The sequence below is a fragment of the Streptomyces sp. ADMS genome (assembly GCF_033441795.1).
Classification (GTDB): Bacteria; Actinomycetota; Actinomycetes; order Streptomycetales; family Streptomycetaceae; genus Streptomyces.
On record NZ_JAVFVX010000129.1, the window covers coordinates 1 to 18,764 of the forward strand.

The window sequence follows — 18,764 nt, forward strand, 5'->3', positions numbered from 1 at the left end:
CGCAGAAAACGATCAGAAGATCACTCTCGAACCACCTCGGTGGATCAAGGCTTAGCCCTACGGGCCGGCAGCCGACGACCCCGGTCCTCCCGGCCGCTCTCGCCCTGCGGAGCTGAGGGAACGGCCACGGAGGAAAGACGTAGGCGAGCGGCCCGCAGCGACCCCAGAGGGCAGGAAGCCTGGCCTCGGGACCGCCAACAAAAGCCGACTTGTCGGCAAAAGCCGGAACGCCGCTGGAGCACCAAGCGGAACCATGCATGCCGAATGTGGATTTTATGACGATGATTCCGTCATGGAACGGGGCTTTCGACGCCTGCGCCGCACCCCGCCGACCCGATGGTCGGCGACCCCCGTCAACACCGGTAGGCTCTTCACATGTCCGAACCGACCGGTGCCGCCCGCAGGCGCGGGCCCTTCAAGGTCGGGGACCAGGTTCAGCTGACCGACCCCAAGGGCCGCCACTACACGTTCACGCTCGAAGCCGGAAAGAACTTCCACACCCACAAGGGTTCCTTCCCGCACGACGAGCTGATCGGCGCACCCGAGGGCAGCGTTGTCCGCACCACCGGAAACGTCGCCTACCTCGCGCTGCGCCCCCTGCTCCCCGACTACGTCCTGTCCATGCCCCGCGGTGCCGCCGTGGTCTACCCCAAGGACGCGGGGCAGATCCTCGCCTTCGCCGACATCTTCCCCGGCGCACGCGTCGTGGAAGCGGGCGTCGGCTCCGGCTCACTCAGCAGTTTCCTGCTGCGCGCCATCGGCGACCAGGGCATGTTGCACTCCTACGAGCGCCGCGAGGACTTCGCCGAGATCGCCCAGCAGAACGTCGAGCGCTACTTCGGCGGCCCGCACCCCGCCTGGCAGCTCACCGTCGGCGACCTCCAGGACAACCTCAGCGACACCGAGGTCGACCGTGTCGTCCTGGACATGCTCGCCCCCTGGGAATGCCTGGAGGCCGTCTCCAAGGCGCTTGTCCCCGGTGGCATCGTCTGCTGCTACGTGGCGACCACCACCCAGCTCGCCCGGACCGTCGAGTCCATCCGCGAGATCGGCTGCTTCAACGAGCCGAGCGCCTGGGAGTCGATGATCCGCAACTGGCACATCGAGGGCCTCGCCGTCCGCCCCGACCACCGCATGATCGGCCACACCGGCTTCCTGCTCACCGCCCGGCGCCTCGCCGACGGCGTCGAACCGCCCATGCGCCGCCGCCGCCCCTCCAAGGGCTCCTACGGCGAGGACTACACCGGCCCCAACGCAGACGGTGGCAACGGCCGCTGACCGCGTCAACGCACCGACACCGTGGCCGAGTTCCCGCAGCACACCGGGAACTCGGCCACAACTCTTTCCCGTTGCCGCCGCAACGGCACCAGTGCTGACACCGAACACCGCTCACCCCGCCGTTCCCCCACACTGTGACGTGTGGCACTATGCGGGACACCCCACCGGCACAGTCCTCCACGGGAGACACTCCGAGTGCAGCAATCCGCCGTCCCGGAACTGGCACACACGCACACCCGGCCCATCCACTGGCTCGCCACGGCCACCGCGCTCGCCGGCGTCGTCGCCCTCTCCTCGGCCCTGCAGCCGGACTCCGCCACCGCGGCCCAGGCGGCCGGCCCCGCAGGGAAACCCGCCGCGGCCGTGGCACCCCCCGACCCCACCGGAGTCGACTTCCCCCTCCAGTGCGGCCCACTCCCGATCCTCGTGCAGAACAAGGCCACCGGAGACCTGGACGGCGACGGCGTACCCGAAACGGTCGCTTCCGTACGCTGCGACGCCGGCTCCGGCACCCCGCCCAACGGCGTGTACGTCCTCACCCGGGCCGCCGACTCCGAACCGCGCATCGTCGCGACCCTCGTCGACCCCGGGGACCGCCTCACCGTCACGGATCTCACCGTCACCGACGGCGCCGTCACGGCCACACTCCTCGGCTACTCGTCCCTCGACGTCCCCCGATGCTGTCCCGACGTCAACGAGCGGGCCAAGTGGCAGTGGAACAACGGCGCGTTCCTCCGCTCGACACCCGCCGGCGCACGCGCTGTGTAACACGCGCCCAGCGACCGACGGGCGACACCGCGGAAACGTACGTACGACCAACGTCCTGTGAGAAACCAGACAACGGCGGGCGGCGGGAATCGGCCGGCGATGGCGCGCAGTGATCGGACGATCACTCCGCGTCCGGGCCGAAAACCTCGACCCTGTCCGAAACTCGACGTACGTGAATACAGTCCCCCGGACACTCCTTCGCGGAGTCCACCACATCCGTCAGCAAGGGCAGCGGGACCGGCGTCGTCGCCCCCGGGGCCTGCAGCAACTCGTCCCCGGGGCTCTTCACGTAGGCCAGCCCGTCGATGTCCAGCTCGAAGACCTCGGGCGCGTACTGGACACAGATTCCGTCCCCCGTGCACAGGTCCTGATCGATCCAGACCTCCAACGCCTCACCGCCGGCCCCGGCCAACTCCTGCACGGTCACATCTCCTGCCGTTTCTGTCCCGAGCAAGACGATCCGACGGCAAGTCGGCCCAGCTCTGACGGGTGTTGAACACTTCGACCCTACCTCCGGCCGCTTCCGAATCATGTTCAGTGGGTATTCCCCTGGCGTGAGGGAGAGCGCAAGGGTGAAGATCGGACACACCTCGACAGTCTTTGTGATCTAGGGGTTTCAATCGACACCCACCCAGGTAGGGTCTGGAAGCGTCCAGCTCCCCATGGAGGAGGTGAGGACCGTGGCAGCCCACGACGACGACATGAACCGCGGCATCCGCCCGGGACGAGGGTCCGACGACCCGTCCGGGCAGATTGCCTACCTTGAGCAGGAGATCGCCGTCCTGCGGCGCAAGCTCGCCGACTCTCCGCGACACACGAGGATTCTCGAAGAGCGGATCGTCGAGCTGCAGACCAACCTGGCCGGCGTGTCCGCACAGAACGAGCGGCTCGCCAACACACTCCGTGAGGCGCGCGACCAGATCGTGGCCCTCAAGGAAGAGGTCGACCGGCTGGCACAGCCCCCGGCCGGTTTCGGTGTCTTCCTCGTGGCCAACGAGGACGGCACGGCCGACATCTTCACCGGAGGCCGCAAACTCCGCGTGAACGTCAGCCCCAGCGTCGAGCTCGAAGAGCTCCGGCGCGGCCAGGAAGTGATGCTCAACGAAGCTCTCAACGTGGTCGAGGCCATGGAGTACGAGAGCGTCGGCGACATCGTCACCCTCAAGGAGATCCTCGAGGACGGCGAGCGCGCCCTGGTGCAGGGGCACACCGACGAGGAACGGGTGGTACGGCTCGCCGAGCCGCTCCTGGACGTCGTCATCCGCCCCGGCGACGCCCTCCTGCTCGAACCACGCTCCGGCTACGTCTACGAAGTCGTACCGAAGAGCGAGGTCGAGGAACTCGTCCTCGAAGAAGTCCCCGACATCGGCTACGAGCAGATCGGCGGCCTGGGCAACCAGATCGAAATGATCCGCGACGCGGTCGAACTCCCGTACCTGCATCCCGACCTCTTCAAGGAGCACGAACTCAGGCCGCCCAAGGGCGTCCTGCTCTACGGTCCCCCCGGATGCGGAAAGACACTCATCGCCAAGGCCGTCGCCAACTCGCTGGCCAAAAAGGTCGCCGAAGTCACCGGCCAGGCCCAGGGCAAGAGCTTCTTCCTCAACATCAAGGGCCCCGAACTCCTCAACAAGTACGTCGGCGAGACCGAGCGACAGATCCGCCTCGTCTTCCAGCGTGCGAGGGAGAAGGCCAGCGAGGGCACCCCCGTCATCGTCTTCTTCGACGAGATGGAATCCCTCTTCCGCACCCGCGGATCCGGCGTCAGCTCGGACGTGGAGAACACCATCGTCCCGCAGCTCCTCGCCGAGATCGACGGCGTGGAAGGCCTGCAGAACGTGGTCGTCATCGGTGCCTCCAACCGCGAGGACATGATCGACCCCGCCATCCTGCGCCCCGGCCGCCTCGACGTGAAGATCAAAATCGAGCGTCCGGACGCCGAGTCCGCCAAGGACATCTTCCAGAAGTACCTCACCGAACGCCTCCCGCTGCACCCCGAGGACGTGGGGGAGCACGGCGGCGACAAGGTGGCCACGGTCCAGAGCATGATCCAGACAGCCGTGGAACACATGTACACGGAATCCGAGGAGAACCGCTTCCTGGAAGTCACCTACGCCAACGGTGACAAGGAAGTCCTCTACTTCAAGGACTTCAACTCCGGCGCCATGATCGAGAACATCGTGGGCCGGGCCAAGAAGATGGCGATCAAGGACTTCCTCGACCACAAGCAGAAGGGCATCCGCGTCTCCCACCTCCTCCAGGCATGCGTGGACGAGTTCAAGGAGAACGAGGACCTCCCCAACACCACCAACCCCGACGACTGGGCCCGGATCTCCGGAAAGAAGGGCGAACGGATCGTCTACATCCGTACGCTCATCACCGGAAAGCAGGGCGCGGACACCGGACGCTCCATCGACACGGTGGCGAACACCGGACAGTACCTGTAGAAAACGGGGTGGCTGCGGGTGCCCTCACCGGGTACCCGCAGCCAACTGTTTTTCAGGCCACAGTCGGAGCAACGCAATGACGCAAATGATCTCCCCACCAGCGCAAAGGCGTTCTAGGCTCTTTCGTACCGCCGAGTCGCGCAGTGCGGGGACGGGCACCGCACACGCACCGGAGCGCCAGCGGTACTTGAGCGGCGTCCCCGACCGAGGACACCGCCGGGCAAGGAGGGCCGCATGACCGTACGGCGAGTAATGGGCATCGAGACGGAGTACGGGATCTCCGTCCCCGGCCACCCCAACGCCAATGCCATGCTCACCTCATCCCAGATCGTCAACGCCTACGCGGCGGCGATGCACCGGGCCCGCAGGGCCCGCTGGGACTTCGAGGAGGAGAACCCGCTGCGGGACGCGCGGGGCTTCGACCTCGCCCGCGAGGCCGCCGACTCCAGTCAGCTCACCGACGAGGACATCGGCCTCGCCAATGTCATCCTCACCAACGGGGCACGGCTGTACGTCGACCACGCACACCCCGAATACAGCTCCCCCGAAGTCACCAACCCCCGCGACGCCGTCCTCTGGGACAAGGCCGGCGAACGCATCATGGCCGAAGCCGCCGAACGCGCCGCACAGCTCCCCGGCGCCCAGCCGATCCACCTCTACAAGAACAACACCGACAACAAGGGCGCCTCCTACGGCACGCACGAGAACTACCTGATGAAGCGGGAAACCCCCTTCTCGGACATCGTGCGCCACCTCACGCCGTTCTTCGTCTCCCGCCAGGTCGTCACCGGCGCCGGCCGGGTCGGCATCGGCCAGGACGGCCACGAACACGGCTTCCAGCTCAGCCAGCGCGCGGACTACTTCGAGGTCGAGGTGGGGCTGGAGACCACTCTCAAGCGCCCGATCATCAACACCCGGGACGAGCCCCACGCGGACGCGGAGAAGTACCGCCGCCTCCACGTGATCATCGGCGACGCGAACCTCTCCGAGATCTCGACCTACCTGAAACTGGGCACCACAGCCCTGGTCCTCTCCATGATCGAGGACGGCTTCATCGCGGTCGACCTGGCAGTCGACCAGCCCGTACGCACGCTCCACCGGGTCTCCCACGACCCGACGCTCAAGCGTCTGGTCACGCTCCGCAGCGGACGCACGCTGACCGCCGTACAACTCCAGATGGAGTACTTCGAACTCTCGCGCAAGTACGTGGAGGAGCGGTTCGGGGCCGACGCCGACGACCAGACCAAGGACGTCCTGGCCCGCTGGGAAGACACCCTGAACCGCCTGGAGAACGACCCCATGAGTCTCGCCGGCGAGCTCGACTGGGTCGCCAAACGAGAACTCATGGAGGGCTACCGGCGCCGGGACGACCTCGACTGGGACGCCGCCCGGCTGCACCTGGTCGACCTCCAGTACGCCGACGTACGGGCCGAGAAGGGCCTCTACAACCGCCTGGTGGCCCGCGGGCGCATCAAGCGTCTGCTGGGCGAGGACGAGGTCGAGCGGGCCCGCACGAAGCCTCCGGAGGACACACGAGCCTACTTCCGCGGACGCTGCCTGGAGCAGTACGCGGACGACGTCGCGGCGGCCTCCTGGGACTCGGTGATCTTCGATCTGCCGGGCCGGGATTCGCTCCAGCGCGTCCCAACCCTTGAGCCGCTTCGCGGAACGCGTAATCACGTGAAAGCGCTCCTGGACCGCTGCCGCACGGCAGAAGACCTGGTCAGGGTCCTGTCGGGCAACTGAGCGGGCCTCTGGGCCGGGTGTGGCCGGGCAGGGTGGAAAGTGCTGCGTCCGGGAATCATCGAGGTGGTTCCCGGACGTTGTGGCAACAACGGGGCCAATGTCGGACCCTGCTTGTAGGGTCTGATCAAGAACGTCGAACCGAGCGGGGTGAGGGTTATGGCGACCAAGGACACCGGCGGCGGACAGCAGAAGGCGACGCGCAGCACCGAGGAGGTCGAGGAGGCACCTGAGGCACAGGCATCCGAGGACCTCAAGGAGCGCCAGGAGAAGCTGAGCGACGACGTGGACTCCGTCCTGGACGAGATCGATGACGTCTTGGAGGAGAACGCAGAGGATTTCGTTAGGTCCTTCGTTCAAAAGGGCGGACAGTAGTCACATACATGAACGAAATGGCGGCGAGGAAGTGCTCGGCTTGCCAGAAGGTGCTTCCGGCCAGCGCATTCGCGAGCAACAGGTCACGGCCTGACGGCCTTCAGGTCAATTGCCGCGAGTGCGCTGCCGAGTACTACAGGCGCAGTCAGGAAGCCAAGGGCAAGACGGTCCGGGTCAAGGTGCCGGTGCCGAGAGGTCACAAGCGTTGCCCGCAGTGTGAGGAGATCAAGCCGCATTCCCAGTGGGAGCGGAACAAGACCTCGTCGGACGGGTGGGCGAGCTACTGCCGGGACTGCCGCGCCGCGCGAAATCGCGTCAGCTATTTCCAGCGCAAATATGGCCTCACGCCAGCGGAGTTGGACGCAATGGTCGCGGAGCAGCACGGAATTTGCTGTATCTGTCTTTCCGCCCCAGCCGAGCATGTGGATCACTGCCACGAGACGGGTAGGGTCCGAGGCGTACTGTGCTTCAGCTGCAACGCGGCGCTGGGGCAGTTCAAGGATCGGCCCGACGTCATAAGGCGGGCTGCGACATACGTGGAAGGAAACGCGTGGAAGCCAACACTCGTAGCACCGGGCGTCTACCGGCTGCCTTCCTGACGCCCGGGTCGTCGTCCTTCGTCGACTTTCTCTCCGATCATCAGCCCGATCTCCTGCCCGGCAAGCGGATGTTGCCCCCCGTGCAGGGTGTGATCGAGGCGCCGCACGGCACGACCATCGTCGGCGTCACCTTCCCGGGTGGTGTCGTCCTCGCCGGTGACCGGCGGGCGACCATGGGGAACGTCATCGCGCAGCGGGACATCGAGAAGGTGTTCCCGGCGGACGAGTACTCGGCCGTCGGGATCGCCGGCACCGCCGGTCTCGCCGTCGAGATGGTCAAGCTGTTCCAGCTGGAGCTGGAGCACTTCGAGAAGGTGGAGGGTGCGCAGCTCTCGCTCGAGGGCAAGGCGAACCGGCTGTCCACCATGATTCGTTCGAACCTCGGTATGGCCATGCAGGGTCTTGCCGTGGTGCCGCTGTTCGCCGGGTTCGATGTGGACCGGGGGAAGGGGCGCATCTTCTCGTACGACGTGACGGGTGGGCGTTCCGAGGAGCACGGTTATGCGGCGACGGGGTCGGGGTCGCTCTTCGCGCGTGGTGCGATGAAGAAGCTGTATCGCCGTGATCTGAGTGAGTCGGATGCGACGACGCTGGTGATTCAGGCGTTGTACGACGCGGCGGACGACGATTCGGCGACCGGTGGTCCTGATGTCGCGCGCCGGATCTACCCGATTGTCACCGTGATCACCGAGGACGGTTTCCGCAGGCTCGGGGACGAGGAGTCCGCCGAGATCGCCCGTTCGATTCTGGAGCGGCGTCTGGAGCAGCCCGACGGCCCGCGTGCCGCGTTGCTGTAGTGCCTCTCGTTGTTCAGGTGGTCCAGTGACTTCGACAGAAAGGGACGGTTAACCGGTGTCGACGCCGTTCTATGTCTCACCCCAGCAGGCGATGGCAGACCGGGCGGAGTATGCCCGCAAGGGCATCGCCCGTGGTCGCAGCCTGGTTGTGCTGCAGTATGCCGATGGCATCGTGTTCGTCGGCGAGAACCCGTCCCGTGCGCTGCACAAGTTCAGCGAGATCTATGACCGGATCGGCTTCGCGGCTGCCGGCAAGTACAACGAGTACGAGAATCTGCGGATCGGTGGTGTGCGGTATGCCGATCTGCGGGGGTACACGTACGACCGTGATGATGTGACGGCTCGTGGTCTGGCGAACGTGTACGCGCAGACGTTGGGCACGATCTTCTCTTCGGCGGCGGAGAAGCCGTACGAGGTGGAGTTGGTCGTCGCGGAGGTCGGTGACACGACCGACGGTGACCAGATCTACCGGTTGCCCCATGACGGGTCGATCGTCGATGAGCACGGTTCGGTGGCGGTCGGTGGTAACGCCGAGCAGATCAGCAGCTATCTGGATCAGCGTCATCAGGACGGGATGTCGTTGGCCGAGGCGCTGAAGCTGGCGGTTCAGGCGCTGTCGCGCGATACGAACGGTACCGAGCGGGAGATTCCGGCGGAACGGCTGGAGGTGGCGGTGCTGGACCGTACGCGGCCGCAGAAGCGGAAGTTCAAGCGGATCGTCGGTCGTCAGCTGGGGCGGCTGCTGGAGGCCGACGGGGCGAGCACGGAGGCGGAGAGCGCCGACGAGGAGTAGTCCCCGCCTGATCTCCTTTTGAGTACCCCGGTTGCCTCTGGCGGCCGGGGTGTCGGCGTTGGTGGGGGTGGTCAGGGGCGGCTTGCGGGGGGTGCTGTGGAGTCTCGTACGACGAGTTGGACGGGGATGTCGCCCTGGGCGGGGGTGCGGCCGTCGAGGACGGCGAGGAGGGCTTGCATGCCGCGTTCGCCGAAGAGTTCGGCGTCGAGGCGGACCGTGGTGAGTTCGGGGTCGATGGCGGTGGCGAGGGCGAGGTCGTCGAGGCCGGTGACGGAGAGGTCGTCGGGGATGCGCAGGCCGAGGCGGCGGATGGCCTTGTAGGCGCCGGCGGCGAGTTTGTCGTCGTCGCAGACGAGGGCGGTGGGGTGGAGGCCGGGGCCGCTGAGGGCGGCTGTGGTGGCCTGTTGGGCGCCTTCGATGGTGATGGGGGCGCGGATGGTGCGTACGTCGGTGCCGGGGACGGTGGCGAGCCGTGTGGCGAGTTCGTGGGCGCGTACGGCGAAGGTCCACGAGGGGATGTCGGCGGCGAGGTGGAGGAAGCGGCGGTGGCCGAGGGCCAGGAGGTGGTCGGCGATCTGGCGTACGCCGTCGGCGATGTCGAGGTTGACGGTGGCGGCGCCGAGGCTGCCGTGGGGGTCGCTGTCGAGCATGACGAGGGGGAGCTGGTCGCCGCGGATGGTGGTGAGAGCGTCGGCTGCCATGGAGGAGGCGAGGACGCCGTCGAGGGCGGCCTGGGCGGAGTGGAAGGGGTCGCGGGCGGGGCCGATGCCTTCGGGGGAGGGATAGAGGACGACGCCGAAGCCGTGTTCGGCGGCGACGCGGGCGGCCCCGGTGTAGACGCCGGCGAAGAACTCGGTGGTGAGGGCGGGGACGACGAGGAGGACGGTGCGGGTGTGGCCGAGGCGGAGGTTGCGGGCGGCGAGGTTGGGCCGGTAGCCGAGGTCGCGGGCGGCTTCGCGTACGCGCTCGGCGGTGGTCTGGGAGACGCGGCCATGCCATTTGTCGCCGAGGACGAGGGAGACGGCGGCCTGGGAGACGCCCGCGGCCTGGGCGACGTCACGGCTGGTGGGTCGGGTGCTGCCTCGTGCCACCGTGGGCCTGCTCCTTCGTGTGGACGTGCGGACAGGGCACATGGTACGTATGACGGGCGACGTTATACGTAACACTTCCGGCGTCGCGGTTGAGTGGGAAGGGCTGGATCATGGCGGCGGGATACCTGGAGATCCTCAGGGCGCGGCATGCGGTGCGGCTGCTCGTGGGCACCCTGGTGGGCCGGTTGCCGAACGCCACGGCGGCGATCGCGATCGTGCTGTTCGTGCGTGCCGAGGGCGGCACCTACAGCCTGGCCGGTGGGCTCGCGGCGGTGTACGGGGTGGGGAACGCCGTGGGGCAGCCGCTGCTGGGGCGGCTGGTCGATCTGTGCGGGCAGCCGCGGGTCCAGTTGTCGGCCGCGATGGTGTCGGCGTTCGGTATGGGCGTGTTCGCGTTCGCGGGCACCGATCCGCTGCCGTTCGCGTATGCCGCCGTGGCGGTCGCCGGGCTTTTCACGCCTCCTCTGGAGGGTGGTCTGCGGGCGCTGTGGCCTTCTGTCCTCCGTAAGGAGGGCCAGGTGCACACGGCGTACGCGATGGACGCGGTGGCGCAGGAAGTCATGTTCACCGTGGGGCCGTTGCTGGTGACGCTGTGCGCGTCGCTGTGGTCGGCGCAGGCCGCGCTGCTCGTCCTGAACGTGATCGGGGTCCTGGGTGCCCTCTCCGTGGTGCTGACGCCGCCTTCGCGGGCGTGGCGTTCGGCGCCGCGTGAGGCGCACTGGCTGGGCGCGCTGCGGTCGCCGGGGCTGCTGGTGATGCTCGGGGCGTTCCTGTTCGTGGGGATCGCGCTGGGGTCCATCACGGTCGCGTCGGTGTCGTACGCGGACGACCACGGCGGGGACACGGTGTACGGCTGGCTGATGGCGGCCGTCGGGCTGGGCGCGCTGCTCGGCGGGACGGTGTACGGGGCGCGGCAGTGGAGTGGGCCGGCGGAGCGGCGGCTGACGGTGCTGGTGGGGCTTCTGGCGGTGTGTTACCTGCCGTTGACGCTGCTGCCGGGTGCGGTCGCGATGACGCTGCTGATGGTGCTCGCCGGGGTGTTCCTGGCACCGGCTCTCGCGTGTGTGTTCGTGCTGGTGGACCGGCATGCTCCGCGGGGGACGGTCACCGAGGCTTTCTCCTGGCTTGTGACGACGTTCACCGTGGGCGCGTCGCTGGGAACGGGGCTCACGGGGCCGGTCGTCGAATGGGGTGGAACGCTGTGGGGGTTCGTCGTGCCGGGTGGCGCGGGAGCCGTGTCGTTGCTGGTTCTGCTGGTCACCGGGCGGGTGCTGGCCGCTCCCGCCGGGGGTGCGGTGGTTGCGGTCTCATCGGAAAATGATCCAAACCGTGCTGCCGGAACCCGTTTCAGGTCGGTGGATCGGGCGTAATGTTCAGTCATGGACCGCCGCATTTTCGGGCTGGAGAACGAGTACGGCGTCACGTGTACGTTCAGGGGACAGCGGCGTCTGTCTCCCGACGAGGTGGCTCGGTACCTCTTCCGCCGTGTCGTGTCATGGGGCCGTAGCAGCAATGTCTTTCTGCGAAACGGCGCACGCCTCTATCTTGACGTGGGATCACATCCGGAATACGCGACACCGGAATGTGACAACGTGACGGAACTCGTCACCCACGACAAGGCCGGCGAGCGCATTCTCGAAGGACTCCTGGTGGACGCCGAACGACGCCTGCACGAGGAAGGAATCGCGGGCGACGTCTACCTCTTCAAGAACAACACGGACTCGGCGGGCAACTCGTACGGTTGCCACGAGAACTATCTGGTGGCCCGGCACGGGGAGTTCTCCCGGCTCGCGGACATCCTCATCCCGTTCCTCGTCACCCGCCAGCTTCTGTGCGGTGCGGGCAAGGTGCTGCAGACGCCGCGCGGTGCCGTGTACTGCGTGAGTCAGCGGGCGGAGCACATCTGGGAGGGCGTCTCCTCGGCGACGACCCGGTCCCGGCCGATCATCAACACGCGTGACGAACCCCACGCGGACGCCGAGCGCTATCGCCGACTGCATGTCATCGTCGGTGATTCGAACATGTCCGAGACGACGATGCTCCTGAAGGTCGGTGCCACCGACCTCGTGCTGCGCATGATCGAGGCGGGCACGGTGATGCGGGACCTGACCCTGGAGAACCCTATCCGGGCGATCCGAGAGGTCAGCCACGACATCACGGGCCGTCGCAAGGTGCGGCTGGCCAGCGGCCGGGAGGCCTCGGCGCTGGATGTGCAGCGCGAGTACTACGAGAAGGCCGTGGACTTCGTCGAGCGGCGAGGTATCCGCACAGGCACGGTCGAGCAGGTGCTGGAGCTGTGGGGCAGGGTGCTCGACTCCATCGAGGCCGAGGATCTGGACCGGATCGGTACCGAGATCGACTGGGTGATGAAGTACCAGCTCATCGAGCGGTACCGGGCCAAGCACAATATGACGATGTCGCATCCGCGCGTCGCTCAGATAGACCTCGCCTATCACGACATCCATCGCAGGCGGGGTCTTTACTACCTGCTGGAGAGGAAGAACCAAGCGGCCCGGATCTGCAACGACTTGAAGATCTTCGAGGGCAAGTCGGTCCCGCCGCAGACCACACGGGCGCGGCTGCGTGGTGACTTCATCCGGCGTGCGCAGGAGCAGCGCCGTGATTTCACGGTCGACTGGGTGCATCTGAAGCTCAACGACCAGGCGCAGCGCACGGTGTTGTGCAAGGACCCGTTCCGCAGTGTCGACGAACGGGTGGAGAAGCTGATCGCCGGTATGTGAGATTTGCGGCCGGATGTTCCCCCTCTCTCGAATTCGCTCGAGCGGGAGGGGCCCGACCGGAACGCAACGCGGGCGCCGTACGTTTTCCGTACGGCGCCCTTCTCACGCCGTAGAGTTGCGCGCACGCCAGCAACACAAGATCGACACCGATACGAGGCTTTCACCGTGCGCCGACGCTCAGTTCTCCTTGCCCTACCTGCCGGACTTGTCACGCTCGCGGGATGCGGTGACGACGAGTCCGACAAGAGCAAGGCCAGTGACAGCAGCCCGTCCCCTTCGGCGTCGGGCTCGTCGACGGCCCCGGCGCCGAAGATCGTCGACGGTCCGCTGCCCGCGGTCACGGCGGGGGCGAAGTTCGGCGAGAAGCCGACCGTGGCCAAGGGCAGCGGTGAGCCCTCGAAGGATCTCGCGGTGAAGACACTCATCGCGGGCAGCGGCAGGACGGTCGCGGAGAACGACTACGTCGTGGCGAACTACCTGGGCCAGGTCTGGGATTCGGCGAAGGTCTTCGACAACTCGTACGACCGGGGGTCCGCGCTCGTCATCCAGCTCGCGCAGGGCAGCATCATCGACGGCTGGCGGTATGCGCTGACGGGCAAGAAGGCCGGCAGCCGTGTCGAGATGGCCGTCCCGCCGACCTGGGGTTACGGCACGCAGGGCAACTCGCAGGCGGGTATCAAGGGCACCGACACGCTGGTGTTCGTGGTGGACGTCAAGGACACGTTCAACGCGAAGAGTTCGGCGAAGGGCAAGGTCGTCGCCCAGGACGACGCCGCTCTGCCGAAGGTGGGTACGAACACGGACGGCGCGGCGCCCTCGATCGAGGTCCCGAAGTCCGCCGCGCCGACGAAGCTGGTGGCGAACTACGTCATCGAGGGCGAGGGCGAAGTGGTCAAGGAGACCGAGTCGGTCCTCGTGCAGTACAAGGGCGTGCTGTGGGACACGGGCAAGGAGTTCGACTCGTCGTACAAGAACGGGCAGTTGGTCTCGTTCGGGCTGTCGCAGGTCGTCAAGGGCTGGTCGCAGGGGCTGACGGGCAAGAAGGTCGGCAGCCGCGTGATGATCTCGATTCCGCCGGCCCTGGGCTACGGGGACAACCCGCCGCAGGGCAGTGGCATCGAGAAGGACTCCGTACTGGTGTTCTCCGTGGACATCCTCGCGAAGATGTGACCCCTTCGGGGAGGTCGGCCTGGCGCGGGTGTCACGGTGCCGGAGATGAAAGACTGTGTGCGTTGCCTTTGTTCATTCACCAGCAGGAGCCAGAGACGTGAGCATCGAGAAGCCCGAGATCGACTTCCCCGGCGGCGAGCCCCCGGCGGACCTCCAGATCAAGGACATCTGGGAGGGCGACGGCGCCGAAGCGGTGGCGGGTCAGAACGTCACCGTCCACTACGTGGGCGTTTCCTTCAGCACGGGCGAGGAGTTCGACGCCAGCTGGAACCGGGGCAACCCCTTCAAGTTCCCGCTGGGCGGGGGCCGGGTCATCAAGGGCTGGGACCTCGGTGTGCAGGGCATGAAGGTCGGTGGCCGGCGTGAGCTGACCATCCCGGCCCACCTCGCCTACGGCAACCAGAGCCCGACGCCGGCGATCAAGCCGGGCGAGACGCTGATCTTCGTGGTGGACCTGATCGCGGTCTGACCGTCCGGTCCGATCGTCGTACGACAGTCGAATGGGATCGGAATCAGGTCGGATCGTCGTACGACGTGGGTACGGGGTCTGACCGAACTCGATCATCCGGGGTCCATGCCTGTCCGGGCATGGGCCCTCGGCTTTTGCCGCGCCACTTCGGAGCGGTACGGTCATCCGTCGTAGGCACCATAGGGAAGACGAAGGGCGTCGATGGCCATCGCCAAGGCAGAGCGGCTGATGAATCTGGCGCTGTGTCTGCTCGGGACCCGCAGACCGCTGAGCAAGCGCGAGCTGCGTGACTCCATCGAGGCCTATCTCGAAGCGGGCAGCGACGACTCCTTCAACCGGATGTTCGAGCGGGACAAGGACGATCTGCGCGAGCTCGGTCTGGTCATCGAGACGGTGGAGAACCTCGACGGTGAGGTCGGCTACCGCGCAGGCCGCGACAGCAACCGGCTGCCGCCCATCACCCTCGACGCCGAGGAGGCCGCCGCCCTGGGCCTGGCCGCGAAGGTCTGGCAGCAGGCGAGGCTCGCCGGAGCGGCCAGTGGCGCGCTGCAGAAGCTGCGCGCGGCCGGACTGCCCGAGGACGTCGACCCCTACGAGGCCCATGGCGCCCTGGAGCCGAGGATTCCGGTGCACGAGGCCGCCTTCGAACCGCTGATGCTGGCCTGCCGGGACCGCCGCCCGGTCCTCTTCGACTACCGCAAGGCCACCGCCGCCCGGCCCGAGCCCCGTCAGGTGGAGCCGTGGGCGCTGGAGTGCTGGCGCGGCCACTGGTACCTGGCGGGCTGGGACCGTGACCGGGGCGCCGAACGCGTGTTCAGGCTGTCGCGGATCACCGGCAAGGTCCGCAGCCGGGGCGCGAAGTTCACCGCCGAGGTGCCCGATGTCGTCACGGTCCGCGAGACCGTCGCCAGCTGGGCGGGGGAGACCGCCGACCGTTCCGCGCTGATCCGGCTGCGGGCGGGTGCCGGCTACCCCCTTCGGGCGAAGGCGTCCCAGGTGCGGGAACTCGGTGAGGGCTGGGACGAGTTGGAGATTCCGTACGGGCATGGGCTGGACGCCTGGCTGGTGGAGTTCGGGCCGGACGTGGTGGTCCTGGAGCCGGCCGAGCTGCGGTCCGACGTGGTGGACCGGCTGCGCGCCGTGGCCAAGGGCTGAGGGGGAGCACAAGCAAGTGGCAGGCAAACCGGCCAGGCCCGTGAACGCCATCGACCAGACGCGGCGAATGCTGTCCCTGGTGACGTATCTGCGCGAGCGGCCCGGCGCGCGCGTCGCCGAAGTCGCCCGCGCGTTCGGGATCACCGAGGACGAGCTGGTCTCGGACCTGGACGTGCTGCCCATGTGCGGCACCAGCTTCCGCGGTGGCGACCTGCTCGACATCGACACCGACGGCGAGCGGATCTGGTGGCACAACCCTGCGGCCCTCGGCGAGGAGGCCGCCGAACCGCTGAGGCTGGCCGCCGACGAGGCGACCGCGCTGCTGGTCGCCGCCCGCGCGGTGTCCACACTGCCCGGGCTGCGCGAGGGCGACCGGCAGGCGCTGCTGCGGGCCACCGCCAAGGTGGAGACGGCGGCCGGCGAGGCAGCCGGGGCCAGCGCGCGGCTGTCGGTGACCTTCGAGTCGGAGGGCGGGGTCTTCGCGGACGTCGACCGGGCGATCTCGGAGCGCCGCCGCCTGTGGATCCGCTACTACTCGCCCGCACGCGACGAGGTCACCGCGCGGGAGATCGACCCGATCCGCCTGGTCAGCGTCGGACACACCTACGTGGAGGCCTGGTGCCGGCGCTCCGAGGCGCGCCGCACCTTCCGACTCGACCGGGTCGCCGAGATCAGGATCCTGGACGAGCCGGCCGCGCCGCCCGAGATAGAACTGCGGGACCTGTCGGAGGGGCTGGTGCAGCCCGCCGCCGAGGACCCCGAGGTGGTCGTCGAGGTCGGCCCCGGCGGGCGCTGGGTCGCCGAGTACTACCCGCACGACAGCGCCGATGAGCTTCCCGACGGCGGGCTGCGTATCACCCTGCGCACCCCCGATCCGGCGTCCCTGAGGCGCCTGGCGCTGCGACTCGGCCGCGACGGGCGCATCGTCTCGCCGCAGGACCTCGCGGACAGCGCCCGGCAGGCCGCCCGGGAGGCGCTGGCGGCGTACGACGCTCCGCAGGCCGCTCCCGGGACGCGGGGACGGCCGTCCGGGGAGCACGGAGTTCAGGACGGGCTGTACGACAGACGGGAGCAGGGGTGTTGAGCGAGTCTCCGATGTCAGGTGTGCGGGACATGACCGTGGCCGCGGCCTTCGCCGGAATGAGAAGAGCGGCCCCTGTCGTGTTCCGGGCCGCCTGCCCGGACTGCCGCGGCAACTTCGAGCTCACCGCGAGTTCCCTGCGCCTGGCCATCGGCGCCACCAGCCGTACCACCTTCTACTCCTTCACCTGCCCGGCCTGCGACGTGACCGTCCGTAAACCGGCCGGCGAGCGCGTCGTGGAACTGCTCACCGGCGGCGGGGTCAGGACACTGCGGCTGGCCGCACCGTCGTGAGGGACCGGGCCTGTCCGGCGGAACAGGTCGCAGGACAGCCACGGTGCCGAAACAAGGCAGGGGCGTGCCACGCCCCGGGTCTTCGGCATGATCCGCCGGACTGGCCCTGGGGGCCCGAGGGCGACGCCCGGTAAGGGGCTAGGCTCGGTGCCATGTTCTGGCCGATGTTCGCGATCGCTGTGGGGTTCCTGGGGCTCGCCGTTCTCGGTGTGCTCGCCGTCCGGGTCTTCCTGGAGGCGCGGCGCCTGGGAAAGCAGGTCACGGACTCCGCGAGGCGCATCAACCGGGCCGCCGAGGACCTGGAACGGGCGGCCGTGCACACGGCACGCTCTGTGGATGCTCTGTGAGTCCCCGGCGGCTCTCCTGTGAGTCCACGGGTTGATGTGTTTTGGGCGACTTCGCCCTGTCACCTTGTCGGGGTCGGCAGGTACGCTGCTGATCGCGGCCGGAAAACGAGGCCCGGACCGCGGACCGGGAGTACGCACAGGGATTGCCTCAGGTTTACCCCAGAGCGTTACGATCGCTGTCAACACGATGGTCGGGCACCTGTCCGAACGATCGGACAGCACCCCATCCAGCCGCCTCGGTGAGAAGGTAAAGACTTATGTTCGGAAGGCTCGGAGCTCCCGAGATCATTCTCATCCTCGTCGTCATCATCCTGCTGTTCGGCGCGAAGAAGCTTCCGGACATGGCGCGCTCGCTCGGCAAGTCCGCGCGCATCCTGAAGAGCGAGGCCAAGGCGATGAAGTCCGAGGGCCAGGAAACCACCCCCGCCGGCCCGCCGCACACCGACGAGCAGCCCCCGGCACAGCGCACCATCCAGGCCGCCCCCGGTGACGTGACGAGCTCGCGCCCGGTCACCGAGCCCACGGACACGACCAAGCGCTGACGCTGACGCAGGGCCGGACACCTCCCGGCCTGCCGCATGAGATGAGGACGTGGGTTGCTCAAGTCTGCCCGCAACAAGGAGGAGAAGGGGAGGGATCCCGAGGGGCGGATGCCCCTCGTGGAGCATCTCCGTGAACTCCGCAACCGGGTCGCGAAGGCCCTGCTGGCCATTGTCGTCGTCACGGTCGTGGCCGCCTTCTTCTACAACGACATCATCAACGTCTTCACGAAGCCGGTGCTCGACTCGGTTGGATGTCCGTCATCCTTCTCCGAGCTGGCGAAGCAGCAGAGTGAGGGGGACAACCCCTGTGCGCAGATCACGATCAACGGCCTGCTCGCGCCCTTCACGCTCGCGCTGAAGGTGTCGCTCATGGCCGGCGTCGTGCTCGCCTCGCCGGTCTGGCTCTACCAGCTGTGGGCGTTCGTCGCACCGGGCCTGCACAAGGGCGAGAAGAAGTACGCGTACGCGTTCGTCGCCTCCGGCGTCCCGCTGTTCCTCGGCGGCGCCTACTTCGCCTACCGGGTGCTCCCCACCACCGCGAAGGTCCTGATCGAGTTCACGCCGTTCGGCGTCGACAACCTGCTGCCGCTGGACGACCTGCTGGACCTCGTCACGCGCATGGTGCTCGTCTTCGGTCTGTCCTTCGAACTGCCGCTGCTGCTGATCATGCTCAACATCACCGGCATTCTCACCGGCAAGCGCATGGCCGGCTGGTGGCGCGCCATGATCATGGGCATCACGGTGTTCGCGGCGATCGCGACGCCCAGTACGGACCCGCTGACCATGCTGGCACTCGCCGGACCGATCTGGATCCTGTACTTCGGCGCGGTCGGCTTCTCGCTGACGAACGACCGGCGCAGGCGCCGCCGCGAAGAGGCGGGCCCCGGCGACGACGAGGCCTCCGACCTGGACCTCACCCCCGAGGACATCGGCGAGATCGAGACCGTCCCCGCCAGCCGGGCCCTGCCTGAACAGGCGGGCACGGAACGGGTCAACGGCTACGACGACGTGACCTGAGGGTCTCCGACGCTCCATCTCACCAGCCCGACGCGGAAGCGGCCGGGTGCGCCCGCCC

The 18,764-nt window shown here is 67.7% G+C and carries 20 protein-coding genes; 18 read left to right on the forward strand and 2 right to left on the reverse strand.

Annotated features, from left to right (window positions below; translation table 11 throughout):
• Positions 1 to 375 precede the first annotated feature (375 nt).
• The gene (locus RB628_RS34635; protein ID WP_318324597.1) at positions 376 to 1,278 is read left to right on the forward strand and encodes a tRNA (adenine-N1)-methyltransferase; all 903 of its coding nucleotides are present in this window, start codon (positions 376 to 378) and stop codon (positions 1,276 to 1,278) included.
• A 195-nt stretch (positions 1,279 to 1,473) separates the two neighbouring features.
• Positions 1,474 to 2,046: a hypothetical protein gene (locus RB628_RS34640; RefSeq protein ID WP_318324598.1), complete on the forward strand. Its 573-nt coding sequence runs from the start codon at positions 1,474 to 1,476 to the stop codon at positions 2,044 to 2,046.
• 121 nt (positions 2,047 to 2,167) lie between these two features.
• Here RB628_RS34640 and RB628_RS34645 read toward each other — a convergent pair whose 3' ends face one another.
• Positions 2,168 to 2,473, reverse strand: a complete 306-nt coding sequence (locus RB628_RS34645) for a ferredoxin (protein WP_318324599.1) — start codon at positions 2,471 to 2,473, stop codon at positions 2,168 to 2,170.
• Between the two features lie 253 nt (positions 2,474 to 2,726).
• On the opposite strand from RB628_RS34645, the gene arc reads away from it, so the two are divergent.
• The 6 genes from arc (at position 2,727) to prcA (ending at position 8,800) form a co-directional block, all read left to right on the forward strand.
• Positions 2,727 to 4,493 (forward strand): proteasome ATPase, encoded by a 1,767-nt coding sequence (arc, locus tag RB628_RS34650; RefSeq protein WP_318324600.1) that lies wholly within the window; start codon positions 2,727 to 2,729, stop codon positions 4,491 to 4,493.
• 234 nt (positions 4,494 to 4,727) lie between these two features.
• Positions 4,728 to 6,239, forward strand: coding sequence for a depupylase/deamidase Dop (gene dop / locus RB628_RS34655; RefSeq protein WP_412180769.1), 1,512 nt, complete (start codon positions 4,728 to 4,730; stop codon positions 6,237 to 6,239).
• A 156-nt stretch (positions 6,240 to 6,395) separates the two neighbouring features.
• Positions 6,396 to 6,611 carry a ubiquitin-like protein Pup gene (locus tag RB628_RS34660; protein ID WP_030606474.1) on the forward strand — a complete coding sequence of 72 codons (216 nt, stop codon included), beginning with the start codon at positions 6,396 to 6,398 and terminating at the stop codon, positions 6,609 to 6,611.
• 17 nt (positions 6,612 to 6,628) lie between these two features.
• Positions 6,629 to 7,210, forward strand: a complete 582-nt coding sequence (locus tag RB628_RS42775; RefSeq protein ID WP_412180770.1) for an endonuclease VII domain-containing protein — start codon at positions 6,629 to 6,631, stop codon at positions 7,208 to 7,210.
• A complete protein-coding gene (prcB, locus tag RB628_RS34670) occupies positions 7,162 to 8,007 on the forward strand; it encodes a proteasome subunit beta (RefSeq protein ID WP_318324601.1) in 846 nt (281 codons plus the stop codon). The genes RB628_RS42775 and prcB overlap by 49 nt, the downstream gene beginning before the upstream one ends.
• Before the next feature lie 55 nt (positions 8,008 to 8,062).
• Entirely contained in the window at positions 8,063 to 8,800 is a 738-nt protein-coding gene (gene prcA / locus RB628_RS34675) for a proteasome subunit alpha (RefSeq protein WP_318324602.1), read from the forward strand.
• 71 nt (positions 8,801 to 8,871) lie between these two features.
• On the opposite strand, the gene RB628_RS34680 is transcribed toward prcA, so the two are convergent.
• Positions 8,872 to 9,891, reverse strand: coding sequence for a LacI family DNA-binding transcriptional regulator (locus tag RB628_RS34680; protein ID WP_318324603.1), 1,020 nt, complete (start codon positions 9,889 to 9,891; stop codon positions 8,872 to 8,874).
• A 110-nt stretch (positions 9,892 to 10,001) separates the two neighbouring features.
• Between RB628_RS34680 and RB628_RS34685 the strand changes: the two genes are divergently transcribed.
• From RB628_RS34685 to tatC, 10 genes are all read left to right on the forward strand, one after another.
• Positions 10,002 to 11,261: an MFS transporter gene (locus RB628_RS34685; protein WP_318324604.1), complete on the forward strand. Its 1,260-nt coding sequence runs from the start codon at positions 10,002 to 10,004 to the stop codon at positions 11,259 to 11,261.
• Positions 11,262 to 11,270: 9 nt separating this feature from the next.
• Positions 11,271 to 12,632 carry a Pup--protein ligase gene (gene pafA / locus RB628_RS34690; RefSeq protein ID WP_053744632.1) on the forward strand — a complete coding sequence of 454 codons (1,362 nt, stop codon included), beginning with the start codon at positions 11,271 to 11,273 and terminating at the stop codon, positions 12,630 to 12,632.
• Positions 12,633 to 12,797: 165 nt separating this feature from the next.
• Positions 12,798 to 13,802, forward strand: a complete 1,005-nt coding sequence (locus RB628_RS34695; protein WP_318324605.1) for an FKBP-type peptidyl-prolyl cis-trans isomerase — start codon at positions 12,798 to 12,800, stop codon at positions 13,800 to 13,802.
• Positions 13,803 to 13,899: 97 nt separating this feature from the next.
• Positions 13,900 to 14,271, forward strand: a complete 372-nt coding sequence (locus RB628_RS34700; RefSeq protein WP_318324606.1) for an FKBP-type peptidyl-prolyl cis-trans isomerase — start codon at positions 13,900 to 13,902, stop codon at positions 14,269 to 14,271.
• Positions 14,272 to 14,472: 201 nt separating this feature from the next.
• The gene (locus tag RB628_RS34705) at positions 14,473 to 15,426 is read left to right on the forward strand and encodes a helix-turn-helix transcriptional regulator (RefSeq protein WP_318324607.1); all 954 of its coding nucleotides are present in this window, start codon (positions 14,473 to 14,475) and stop codon (positions 15,424 to 15,426) included.
• Positions 15,427 to 15,442: 16 nt separating this feature from the next.
• Positions 15,443 to 16,510 carry a WYL domain-containing protein gene (locus tag RB628_RS34710; RefSeq protein WP_318324608.1) on the forward strand — a complete coding sequence of 356 codons (1,068 nt, stop codon included), beginning with the start codon at positions 15,443 to 15,445 and terminating at the stop codon, positions 16,508 to 16,510.
• On the forward strand, positions 16,507 to 16,800 hold the full coding sequence (locus RB628_RS34715) for a hypothetical protein (RefSeq protein WP_318324609.1): 294 nt from the start codon (positions 16,507 to 16,509) through the stop codon (positions 16,798 to 16,800). The genes RB628_RS34710 and RB628_RS34715 overlap by 4 nt, the downstream gene beginning before the upstream one ends.
• 152 nt (positions 16,801 to 16,952) lie before the next feature.
• The gene (locus RB628_RS34720) at positions 16,953 to 17,147 is read left to right on the forward strand and encodes a hypothetical protein (RefSeq protein WP_318324610.1); all 195 of its coding nucleotides are present in this window, start codon (positions 16,953 to 16,955) and stop codon (positions 17,145 to 17,147) included.
• A 257-nt stretch (positions 17,148 to 17,404) separates the two neighbouring features.
• Positions 17,405 to 17,689 (forward strand): Sec-independent protein translocase subunit TatA, encoded by a 285-nt coding sequence (tatA, locus tag RB628_RS34725; protein ID WP_318324611.1) that lies wholly within the window; start codon positions 17,405 to 17,407, stop codon positions 17,687 to 17,689.
• Between the two features lie 54 nt (positions 17,690 to 17,743).
• A complete protein-coding gene (tatC, locus tag RB628_RS34730; protein ID WP_318324612.1) occupies positions 17,744 to 18,706 on the forward strand; it encodes a twin-arginine translocase subunit TatC in 963 nt (320 codons plus the stop codon).
• The last annotated feature ends 58 nt before the right edge of the window (positions 18,707 to 18,764 follow it).

What these genes read in the sequence shown, in the direction of transcription:
- RB628_RS34685 (WP_318324604.1), top strand. Translation starts at nt 10,002, where the DNA reads ATGGCGGCGGGATACCTGGAGATCCTCAGGGCGCGGCATGCGGTGCGG.
- tatA (WP_318324611.1), top strand. Translation starts at nt 17,405, where the DNA reads ATGTTCGGAAGGCTCGGAGCTCCCGAGATCATTCTCATCCTCGTCGTC.
- RB628_RS34660 (WP_030606474.1), top strand. Translation starts at nt 6,396, where the DNA reads ATGGCGACCAAGGACACCGGCGGCGGACAGCAGAAGGCGACGCGCAGC.
- RB628_RS42775 (WP_412180770.1), top strand. Translation starts at nt 6,629, where the DNA reads ATGGCGGCGAGGAAGTGCTCGGCTTGCCAGAAGGTGCTTCCGGCCAGC.
- pafA (WP_053744632.1), top strand. Translation starts at nt 11,271, where the DNA reads ATGGACCGCCGCATTTTCGGGCTGGAGAACGAGTACGGCGTCACGTGT.
- RB628_RS34705 (WP_318324607.1), top strand. Translation starts at nt 14,473, where the DNA reads ATGGCCATCGCCAAGGCAGAGCGGCTGATGAATCTGGCGCTGTGTCTG.
- dop (WP_412180769.1), top strand. Translation starts at nt 4,728, where the DNA reads ATGACCGTACGGCGAGTAATGGGCATCGAGACGGAGTACGGGATCTCC.
- RB628_RS34720 (WP_318324610.1), top strand. Translation starts at nt 16,953, where the DNA reads ATGTTCTGGCCGATGTTCGCGATCGCTGTGGGGTTCCTGGGGCTCGCC.
- RB628_RS34635 (WP_318324597.1), top strand. Translation starts at nt 376, where the DNA reads ATGTCCGAACCGACCGGTGCCGCCCGCAGGCGCGGGCCCTTCAAGGTC.